The organism is Streptomyces ipomoeae 91-03 (assembly GCF_000317595.1).
In the GTDB taxonomy this organism is placed as follows: Bacteria; Actinomycetota; Actinomycetes; order Streptomycetales; family Streptomycetaceae; genus Streptomyces; species Streptomyces ipomoeae.
Genome location: NZ_AEJC01000109.1, coordinates 1 through 9,587, shown reverse-complemented (window position 1 = coordinate 9,587; position 9,587 = coordinate 1). Strand labels below are relative to the sequence as shown.

Annotated in this window: 9 protein-coding genes; 6 read left to right on the top strand and 3 right to left on the bottom strand. The window is 70.8% G+C overall.

The annotated features are described in order from the left end of the window. The first annotated feature begins 289 nt into the window (after positions 1-289). Positions 290-2,086: a sulfatase-like hydrolase/transferase gene (locus tag STRIP9103_RS07265; RefSeq protein ID WP_009301932.1), complete on the top strand. Its 1,797-nt coding sequence runs from the start codon at positions 290-292 to the stop codon at positions 2,084-2,086. Here the strand turns inward: STRIP9103_RS07265 and STRIP9103_RS07260 are convergent. After that, entirely contained in the window at positions 2,076-2,915 is an 840-nt protein-coding gene (locus tag STRIP9103_RS07260) for an IclR family transcriptional regulator (protein WP_009301934.1), read from the bottom strand. The genes STRIP9103_RS07265 and STRIP9103_RS07260 overlap by 11 nt on opposite strands. Before the next feature lie 4 nt (positions 2,916-2,919). Beyond that, complete coding sequence (locus STRIP9103_RS07255) at positions 2,920-3,345, bottom strand: MarR family winged helix-turn-helix transcriptional regulator (protein ID WP_009301940.1); 426 nt, start codon at positions 3,343-3,345, stop codon at positions 2,920-2,922. A gap of 258 nt (positions 3,346-3,603) precedes the next feature. Between STRIP9103_RS07255 and STRIP9103_RS07250 the strand changes: the two genes are divergently transcribed. From STRIP9103_RS07250 to STRIP9103_RS07235, 4 genes are all read left to right on the top strand, one after another. Beyond that, the gene (locus STRIP9103_RS07250; RefSeq protein WP_009301938.1) at positions 3,604-4,521 is read left to right on the top strand and encodes an SDR family NAD(P)-dependent oxidoreductase; all 918 of its coding nucleotides are present in this window, start codon (positions 3,604-3,606) and stop codon (positions 4,519-4,521) included. Between the two features lie 11 nt (positions 4,522-4,532). Next, entirely contained in the window at positions 4,533-5,408 is an 876-nt protein-coding gene (locus tag STRIP9103_RS07245) for a 4-hydroxyphenyl-beta-ketoacyl-CoA hydrolase (RefSeq protein WP_009301930.1), read from the top strand. Positions 5,409-5,509: 101 nt separating this feature from the next. Next, complete coding sequence (locus STRIP9103_RS07240) at positions 5,510-7,015, top strand: acyl-CoA synthetase (protein ID WP_009301944.1); 1,506 nt, start codon at positions 5,510-5,512, stop codon at positions 7,013-7,015. 14 nt (positions 7,016-7,029) lie between these two features. Beyond that, the gene (locus STRIP9103_RS07235; protein WP_009301942.1) at positions 7,030-7,485 is read left to right on the top strand and encodes a MaoC family dehydratase; all 456 of its coding nucleotides are present in this window, start codon (positions 7,030-7,032) and stop codon (positions 7,483-7,485) included. A gap of 124 nt (positions 7,486-7,609) precedes the next feature. On the opposite strand, the gene STRIP9103_RS07230 is transcribed toward STRIP9103_RS07235, so the two are convergent. Continuing rightward, a complete protein-coding gene (locus STRIP9103_RS07230) occupies positions 7,610-8,035 on the bottom strand; it encodes a peptidase inhibitor family I36 protein (RefSeq protein WP_009301928.1) in 426 nt (141 codons plus the stop codon). 362 nt (positions 8,036-8,397) lie between these two features. Between STRIP9103_RS07230 and STRIP9103_RS07225 the strand changes: the two genes are divergently transcribed. Beyond that, on the top strand, positions 8,398-9,582 hold the full coding sequence (locus STRIP9103_RS07225; RefSeq protein ID WP_009301936.1) for a helix-turn-helix domain-containing protein: 1,185 nt from the start codon (positions 8,398-8,400) through the stop codon (positions 9,580-9,582). Positions 9,583-9,587 lie beyond the last annotated feature (5 nt).

The following is a 9,587-nucleotide window of genomic DNA, read 5'->3' as shown; positions in this document are numbered from 1 at the left end:
GGCACCAGTCCTGTCAGCGGTGGGCCAGGACGCCGAGCCGCCCTGGCGTGCGAACCGGTGACCCAACCCCGATGTCGGCGGCTTCACAGGGCGCTGGCAAGATCAACTCATTCGGAGGGAACCAGAACGCCGAATTCCCCCTCTCCAGGGACGGGGGCGCACAGTTGATCACCGTGGTCCCCCGCGACCAGCTGCAACAAGGTGTTCATGCCCTGTGCGTGGTTTTGCTCCGAGTGCCCGGTTCACCATCGGATCACGACCGCCCGCCGACGATCAACCAGGAGTCCGCATGCCCAGCCGCCGTCGCTTTCTCGCCGGGACCGCCGCCATCGGCGCGACCGGGGCGGCGACCGGATGCGTCGCCCACGAGGCACGCAAGGCGGCCGACCCGCACCCCGCCACGGAGGTGAGCCGTCCGGCCGTGTCGATCGTGCCGGCCGCCCAGGCCCCGGCACAGCGGCTGAACTTCGTGGTGGTCCTCGCCGACGACCTCGGCTACGGCGAACTCGGCTCGTACGGCCAGAAGTTGATCAACACCCCGCGCCTGGACGCCCTGGCCTCCGAGGGGCTGCGCTTCACCGACGCCTACTCACCCGCCCCGGTGTGCGCCCCCGCCCGCGCCTCCATGCTCACCGGCCTGCACAGCGGCCACGCCACCGTGCGCACGAACCCATGGGGCCCCGGCGGCCAGGGCAGCCTCACCGAGCACGACTTCACCTTCGCGGAGGCGCTGCGCGCCCTCGGCTACCGCACCGGACTCATCGGCAAGTGGGGCTTCGGCCCCGAGAAGCCGAACCAGCCGAGCCACCCCAACGCCCGTGGCTTCGAGGAGTTCTACGGCTATCTGACGCACAAGCACGCCCACGACTACTACCCGACCTACCTGTGGAACAACGGCAAGAAGCAGAACATCCCCGAGAACCGGGACGGCGCCCGCAAGGTCTACGCGCCCGACCTCATCGAGGAACGCGCCCTCGGCTTCGTCGACGCCCACAAGGACCAGCCGTTCCTGCTCTTCCTCGCCCCGACCGTGCCGCACGCCCCGAGCCAGGCCCCGAACGTCGGCGAGTACGCGGACCGACCCTGGGCGCGCCCCGACAAGGCGCACGCGGCCCAGGTCACCGGCCTGGACACGCTGGTCGGCAATGTCGTGGACCGGCTCAAGGCGCACGGCATCGACCGGCGCACCGTCGTCCTCGTCACCAGCGACAACGGCCCGCACGAGGAGGGCGGCACCAACCCCGACCTCTTCAACGCCAACGGCCCGCTGCGCGGCTACAAGCGCAACCTGTACGAGGGCGGCATCCGCGTCCCGCTCATCGCCTGGTCCCCGCGGCGCGTCCCGGTCGGCACCACCGACCGGCCGACCCCGCTGATCGACCTCCTGCCGACCCTCGCCGAACTCGCGGGCGCTCCCGCCCCGTCCGACATCGACGGGCTCTCCGTCGCACCGCTGCTGCGCGGCACCGGCGCCCGGGCGGCCCAGCACGACCACCTGTACTTCTACCGCAACCACAACGGCGTCACCCCGCGCGCCGACCGGGTCGACCGGGGCCGGGCGAAGCGGGCGGCCGAGGCGGTGCGCGTCGGCAACCTGAAGGCGATCCGGTTCGCGCCGGGCCAGAACCGCAAGGCACCCGACAGCCAGTGGCAGGTCGAGCTGTACGACCTCGCCCGCGACCCGGGCGAGCGCGACGACCTCGCGGCGAAGCGGCCCGCCCAGGCCGACGCGCTGGTGGCCCTGATGCACACCTCGTGGGTGGACACGTACAAGCGCAAGCCGTTCGGGGTCAGCCTCAAGGTGACCCGCAGAAACGGCAAGTTTCTCGTCACGGCCACCCTCGCCAACGGCTCCGCCCGGCCCTGGACCGCCGCCCGGGTCGCCCTGACCGCCCCGAACGACTGGCAGGTGCGCTCCCTCGGCGCGGTCACCGTGGACCGGATCCGCTCCGGCGGCCGGCTCGTCACCCGCTGGGAGGTCACCCCCGCCGCGGACGCCACCCAGGGCTGGCTCACCGCCCGAGGCACCGCCACCCACGCGGGCGCGGCGGTGACGTACGCGGCCCAGACGCTGGTCAAGAAGTAGCGGTGACGGCGGACGTGCCCCGGCCCGGTATCGCCGAGCCGCGTCGGGGCTCGTCCGGCTGCCAGCCCAGCGCCCGTGAGATCCCGCGTGCCGCCACTCGTACCGCCGGGGTCAACACCGGTACCTGTGCGCCGACTCGGGGCACCACCACCGACACGGCGGCCACCACCGAACCGTCCGCCCCCCGTACGGGCGCGGCGACCGACAGCGCGTCCTCGGTGACCTGACGGCTGCTCACCGCCACACCGGTACGGCGGACTTCGGCGAGCGCCCGCCTCAACCGGGCGCCGTCGGTGATGGTGTACGGGGTGAAGGAGGCCAACTCGCCCTGGCAGTACTCCTCCTGGGACGCGGGATCGCCGTACGCGAGGAGCGCCAGGCCAACCCCGGTGGCGTGCAGCGGCCAGCGGGCGCCCACCCGGATGTGCACGCCGACCGCCGAGCGCCCGGAGAGCCACTCGATGTAGACGACCTCGTCGCCGTCGCGCACCGCCAGCTGCACGTTCTCGTGCGTCGCCTCGTACAGGTCCTCCAGGTACGGCAGCGCGATCTGCCGCAGGGCGAGTCCGCGCGGGGCGAGGGCGGCGATCTCCCAGAGTCTGAGGCCCACGTGGTAGATCCCGGACGCGTCCCGCTCCAGGGCGCCCCACCCGGTGAGCGCGCCGACGAGCCGATGGGCCGTGGTGAGGGTCAGCCCGGCACGGCGGCTGATGTCGGTGAGGGAGAGCGCGGGGTGGTCGTGGTCGAAGGCGGCCAGCACGGCGAGCAGCCGGTCGGGGGCGGAGCGGGCGGTCCCCGGTGCCGGCAGGGCGTCGGCGGTCATCGGCATGGCGTCACCCCAGTCCGGCTTCGGCGACCTTCTGCAGCAGTGCGCGGAGCGTGTCGCGCTCGGTGGCGTCGAGGGGCCCCAGCAGTTCGTTGGTGACCCGCTGCCCGGCCTCGTCGGTGTCCCGCAGGAAGGACCGGCCGGCCTCGGTGAGGACGATGATCCGGCTGCGGCGGTCGTCGGGGGAGGGGCGCCGCTCGGCGAACCCCACCTTCTCCAGGTCGTCCACCAGGCCGACGATCGCACTCGGGTCGTAGCCGAGGGACGCGCTCAGCTCGCGCTGGAGCGCGCCCGGCGACGTGGCGAGGAAGCGCAGCAGCGCGTAGTGGCGCAGCCGCAGCCCCGACTCCTGGAGCGAGGCGTTGAACAACTGCCCGGAACGCAGACCCAGCCGGTACAGCAGATAGCCCGTGTCCGCGTGCAGCCCGCGCATCCACGGCTCGCGCGCGTCGATCGAGGCGGGGTTCTGCGTCTGCTGGCCGGCGATGGCGGACTCCCTCGTCGAGGCCCCCGGGAGGGGAGCGGGTACGTGCTGCCCCCAGCATGCCCCAAGGGTCGGGCAACAACAACTATTGACGTCAACAACTATTGCTCTTAGCTTCGATCTCGTAACCGCAGTCGATCGGTCCGTCGGTGCCCGACAGCCTTCGACAGCGCTCGACGCCGCACCCCCATCTGAAGGGATCACCCCGTGCCCAGCATCGATCTCACCGGCAAGGTCGCCGTCGTCACCGGCAGCGGCCGTGGCCTCGGACTGGCCTACGCGCAGGCCCTGGCCGCCGCGGGCGCCGCCGTTGTCGTCAACGACATCGACGAGGCCGTGGCCGAAGCCGCCGTGAAGTCCATCACCGAGGCGGGCGGCAAGGCCGTGGCCGAGGTCGTCGCCGTCGGCACGACCGAGGCCGCCGACAAGCTGGTGGGCCGTGCGGTGGAGGAGTTCGGCCGCCTCGACATCCTGGTCACCAACGCGGGCATCCTGCGCGACAAGGTGCTGTGGAAGATGTCCGACGACGACTTCGACGCGGTGATCACCACCCACCTCAAGGGCACCTTCACCTGTGCCCGCGCCGCCGCGGTCCGTATGCGCGAGCAGGGCGAGGGCGGCTCGCTGATCCTCGTCGGCTCCCCGGCCGGCCAGCGCGGCAACTTCGGCCAGACCAACTACGCCGCCGCCAAGGCCGGTATCGCGGCCTTCGCCCGCACCTGGGCCATGGAGCTGGGCCGGGCGAACATCACGGTCAACGCGATCATCCCGGTCGCCGCCACCGCCATGACCGAGACCATCCCGGCCTTCGCCCCGTACGTGGCCGCCCTGCGCGAGGGCAAGCCGTTCCCGGACTTCCTGCGCAAGGGCGAGGGCTTCGGCACGCCCGAGGACTGCGCGGCCCTGATCCCGTTCCTCGCCTCCGACGCCGCCCGCGGTGTCACCGGCCAGGCCATCGGCATCGGCGGCGACAAGGTGGCACTCTGGTCGCATCCGCAGGAGATCAAGACGGCGTACGCGAACGGCGGCTGGACCCCCGAGGCGCTCGCCGACGTCTGGCCGACCTCGCTGGGCGCCGAGCCGCAGACCGTGGGCATCCCCGCCCCGAAGATCCCGGAGGCGTGATGAGCCTGTCCATGAACGTGGACGAACTGGTGGCGATCGACGTCCACACCCACGCGGAGGTGTCCTCCAAGGGCAACTCCTCGCTGGACGATGATCTGCACGACGCCTCCTCGGCCTACTTCAAGGTCGAGGGCAAGCGGAAGCCCACCCTGGAGGAGACGGCCGCGTACTACCGTGAGCGGAAGATGGCCGCCGTGATCTTCACGGTCGACGCCGAGTCCGCGACCGGCACCGAGCCCGTCCCCAACGAGGAGGTCGCCGAGGCCGCCGCCGCCAACCCGGACGTGCTGATCCCCTTCGCCTCCATCGATCCCTTCCGCGGCAAGGCGGGCGTGAAGCAGGCCCGCCGTCTGGTCGAGGAGTACGGGGTGAAGGGCTTCAAGTTCCACCCCAGCATTCAGGGCTTCTTCCCCAACGACCGCTCGGTGGCGTACGACCTGTACGAGGTCATCGAGGAGACCGGCACGATCGCCCTGTTCCACACCGGCCAGACCGGCATCGGCGCCGGTGTGCCCGGCGGGGGCGGCATCCGGCTGAAGTACTCGAACCCCCTGCACGTGGACGACGTGGCCGCCGACTTCCCGCATCTGAAGATCATCCTGGCGCATCCGTCCTTCCCCTGGCAGGACGAGGCGCTGGCGGTGGCCACGCACAAGCCGGGCGTGCACATCGATCTGTCCGGCTGGTCGCCGAAGTACTTCCCGCCGCAGCTCGTGCAGTACGCGAACACCCTGCTCAAGGACAAGGTGCTCTTCGGCTCCGACTACCCGGTGCTCACCCCCGACCGCTGGCTCGCGGACTTCGAGAAGCTCAGCATCAAGGACGAGGTCAAGCCGAAGATCCTCAAGGAGAACGCGGCCCGTCTGCTCGGTCTGACGAAGCCATGACGAACGCATAAGCCATGACGAACACCACGCATCCATCTCCATGAATCCACCAGGGGCACCCATGTGCTCTCCCATGTGCAATGACGGACAGGGGCACAGACATGCGCAATGAGGGACTGGGGTCGTGGCCCGCCCGCCGGGCCCGCAAGACCCCCGGGCGTACCGCCCTGATCCACGGGGACACGAGCATCACCTACGCGGAGCTGTACGAGCGCACCACGCGCCTCGCCCACGCGCTGCGCGCCTCCGGCGTGCGGCGAGGGGACCGGATCGCGTATCTGGGGCCCAACCACCCCTCCTACCTGGAGACGCTGTTCGCCGCCGGCACCCTCGGCGCGGTCTTCGTCCCGCTCAACACCCGCCTCGCCGGCCCCGAGATCGCCTACCAGCTCGGCGACTCCGGCGCCAAGGCCCTCGTCTACGCGTCCGGGTTCACCGGACTCGTCGCGGGGCTGCCGGGTGACACGGACGTCCGTACGTATGTCGAGGTCGGCGCCGAGTACGAGGCGCTGCTCGCCGGGGCCGAGGCCGAGCCGATCGACCAGCCCGTCGGCCCCGACGACACCTGCATCATCATGTACACCTCGGGGACGACCGGCCGCCCCAAGGGCGCGATGCTCACCCACGGCAACATCATCTGGAACGCCGTCAACGTGCTCGTCGACCAGGACGTCATCACCGACGAACGCGCCCTGGTCTCCGCCCCGCTGTTCCACACCGCCGGGCTGAACATGCTCACCCTGCCCGTGCTGCTCAAGGGCGGCCTGTGCGTCCTGGTCGAGTCGTTCGTCCCGGAGGCCACCTTCGACCTCATCGAACGGCACCGGATCACCTTCATGTTCGGGGTGCCCACGATGTTCGACCAGGTCGCGCGCCATCCGCGCTGGGCCGACGCCGACCTGTCCTCGCTGCGGATGCTCTCCTGCGGCGGTTCACCGGTGCCGACCCCGCTCATCGCCAAGTACCAGGAGCGGGGGCTCACCTTCCTCCAGGGCTACGGCATGACGGAGGCCGCCCCCGGCACGCTCTTCCTCGACGCGGAGCACGCCGTGAGCAAGGCCGGGTCGGCCGGGGTGCCGCACTTCTTCAGCGACGTACGGGTCGTACGGCCGGACATGACACCGGTCGACGTGGACGAGCCCGGCGAGGTGGTCGTACGGGGGCCGCACGTCATGCCCGGTTACTGGGGGCTGCCGGAGGAGACGGCCGCGGTCTTCGCCGACGGATGGTTCCGCAGCGGGGATGCCGCGCGGGTCGACGAGGACGGGTACGTCTTCATCGTCGACCGCATCAAGGACATGATCATCTCCGGTGGGGAGAACATCTATCCCGCCGAGATCGAGGACCAGCTCCTCGCCCACCCCGACATCGTGGAGTGCGCCGTCATCGGTGTGCCGGACGAGAAGTGGGGCGAGGTGCCGCGCGCGGTCGTCGTTCCCCGTGAGGGAGCCTCGCTGGACCCCGACGAGGTGCTGGCTTCGCTGGCCGGACGCCTCGCCAAGTACAAGATCCCGAAGTCGGTGGTGCTGGCCGACGAACTGCCTCGCACCGCCTCCGGGAAGCTCCTCAAGGCCCGGGTGCGCAAGCGCTACGGCACCAACTCATAGCTAAGGACAGTCACATGAGCATCACCGTCAACGGAATCGACGAGCTGAAGAAGCTCGCGGGGAGTGACCTGGGCGCCAGTGAGTGGATCGAGGTCACCCAGGAGCGCATCAACACGTTCGCCGACGCCACCGGGGACCACCAGTGGATCCACGTCGACCCGGAGAAGGCGGCGGAGGGGCCGTTCGGGGCGCCCATCGCCCACGGATACCTGACGCTTTCGCTGTTCATCCCGCTGTTCACCGAGCTGCTGGACGTCGAGGGGGTCTCGACCAAGGTCAACTACGGCCTGAACAAGGTGCGTTTCCCCTCGCCGGTGAAGGTCGGCTCGAAGATCCGCCTGGTCGGCAAGCTGGCGTCGGTGGAGGACGTCCCCGGCGGCGTGCAGATCACCGTTGACGGCACCATCGAGATCGAGGGCGGGGCGAAGCCGGCGGCTGTGCTGCAGAGCCTGTCCCGGTTCTACGCCTGATCGCCATAGGCGCTGAAAGGGGCGCGAGGGACTGCGGACCGATGTGACCGGTCGCGCAGGCCCCCGCGTCCCTTCGTGCTGTTCCTGAACCGTCGTCAAGGACGACCGGTCGCGGTCGGCCGGGTCAGCCGCAGCGGCCGGTGGTCCACTCGTGCGAGCGGAGCTTGTAGGTGCCGGCCAGGTTGCCGCCGTGCTGCTGGCGCGTGCAGCCGGCACGGTCGTCCTTGTTGGCGCCCTTGTAGTAGACGACGCCCGTGAAGCGGGACGAAGTGCCCGCGTTCCAGACGGACTTGACGTTGGTCGTGGCCGCCCAGGAGCATCGGACGGGTTCGCTCTGCCAGTCCATGTCGGCCGCGCTCCAACTGCACTTCCTGCCCTCGAAGTTGGGTTCGGTCCAGAAACAGACGTCCCCGGAGGCACAGTCCACCGCGGTGGGCGCCGCCTGGGCGGTGGAGGTGGGCAGGGCGAAGGACGCGACGGCCGCGACACTCATCGCGAACGTGGCCGCCATCGGGCGGTTGCGCAGGATCCGGGGTATGAAACGGGCCACTGGTGGGTCTCCTCGCAGGGGGTGGTTCGTTCTGGGACGGCCCGAGGCTGGCAATCGACGGCGGGCCCGGACAAGGGATTCCGGCCTGGTGGGACGCTGGGACGGCCGCGCCATGACCTGCCTGCGGCGTCCGCCGACCGCTGGGACGGCGTTGGGACGCGACGGACACGGACGCCGGGGATCCGCTGCGGAAGTGGCCGGAGTAGGCGGGGTTCCGGCGGTCTGTTTCTGGCACAGTGTCGTCGGGCGCGGAGATCCAGGGGGATCTTGGGGGGGCGCCCTCTCATCTACGTACAGCGCTGCCGCTCCGACCCGCGTGCAGTGCAGCCGTCCCGTACGGCAGGAACAAAGGGGGGACGCCGGTGTCGGAGTGCACCGAGTCCGAGCGATTCGCTGCCTGTTTGCGGTCGCTCAAGGAACGGTCGGGACTCAGTTACGCGGCTCTCGCCGCGAAGACAGGAACAAGCGGCTCCAGCGTGCATCGCTACTGCCTGGGCACTTCGGTGCCGCAGGACTACGGCACCGTGCACCGGCTCGCGGTGGCCTGCGGCGCCGCCCCGGAGGAGCTACGGACGCTGCACCGCCTCTGGGCGCTGGCGGACGCCGCCCGGGACCAGGAGCCCACGGAGCCGGAGCGGCAGGGTCCGGAACCGGCGGACGAGCCGTCGGCACAGGAGGCCGGGCTGCCGGAGCCCGTTGCCCCTGGCGTCGAGCACGGCGCCGGGGGTGAGACCGCGGAGGTACCCCGGGAGCCCTCGCGGGTCTCCGGGGCCATGGGGCGGAGCCGTCGGCGGATGCGTGTCGGCATGGCCGTGGGCATGGCGGTGCTGGTGCTCGGGGGGATGGCCTGGACGTTGCCGTCCTTGACCTCGGCCGACGACAAGGCCGGCGGTCGCGGCGAAGGCACCGGGGACCAGCGGAAGGAGGACGACCGGCTCCTCTTCACGTCCGCGTGCCGGGAGGTGGTGGCCATGGGCCAGCACGACGCGTGCGTCCGCGAGGTACAGCGACTGCTGGACGCCAAAGGCGCGGTGATCGGCGTGGACGGCGACTTCGGACCGCAGACGCTGCGCCGTGTGACCGCCTTCCAGGTGATCGCGGGGATCGAGCCTCCCAACGGCGTGGTCGGTGACGCCACGAAGGGAGCGCTGTACGAGTCCGGGGCGCGCATGGACACCTGGTCGCAGGACAAGGTGCGGCGGCGTATCCGCGAGGTGTTCACCGAGGCACCGGATCGCGCGGTCGCGATCGCCGACTGCCAGTCCTTCCTCGACCCGCTGCACATCCTCCCGAACACCAACGGCACCCGGAACTGGGGCCTGTTCCAGATCTCCGACGCCCGTCTGAAGGACCTGGGCGGCACTCCTCGCAAGGCGCTCGACCCGGAGTGGAACATCCTCGCGGCCAAGCGTCTGTGGAGCCGCGACGAGGACTTCCACGACTGGTCCCACTGCGACCGCGCCTTCAGCCCCAGCCCCTCCGTCTCACCCTCCGTCTCACCCTCCGCCTTGCCGTCCGCCAAGCCGTCCGGCTTCGCCGGCCGGTGACCGCC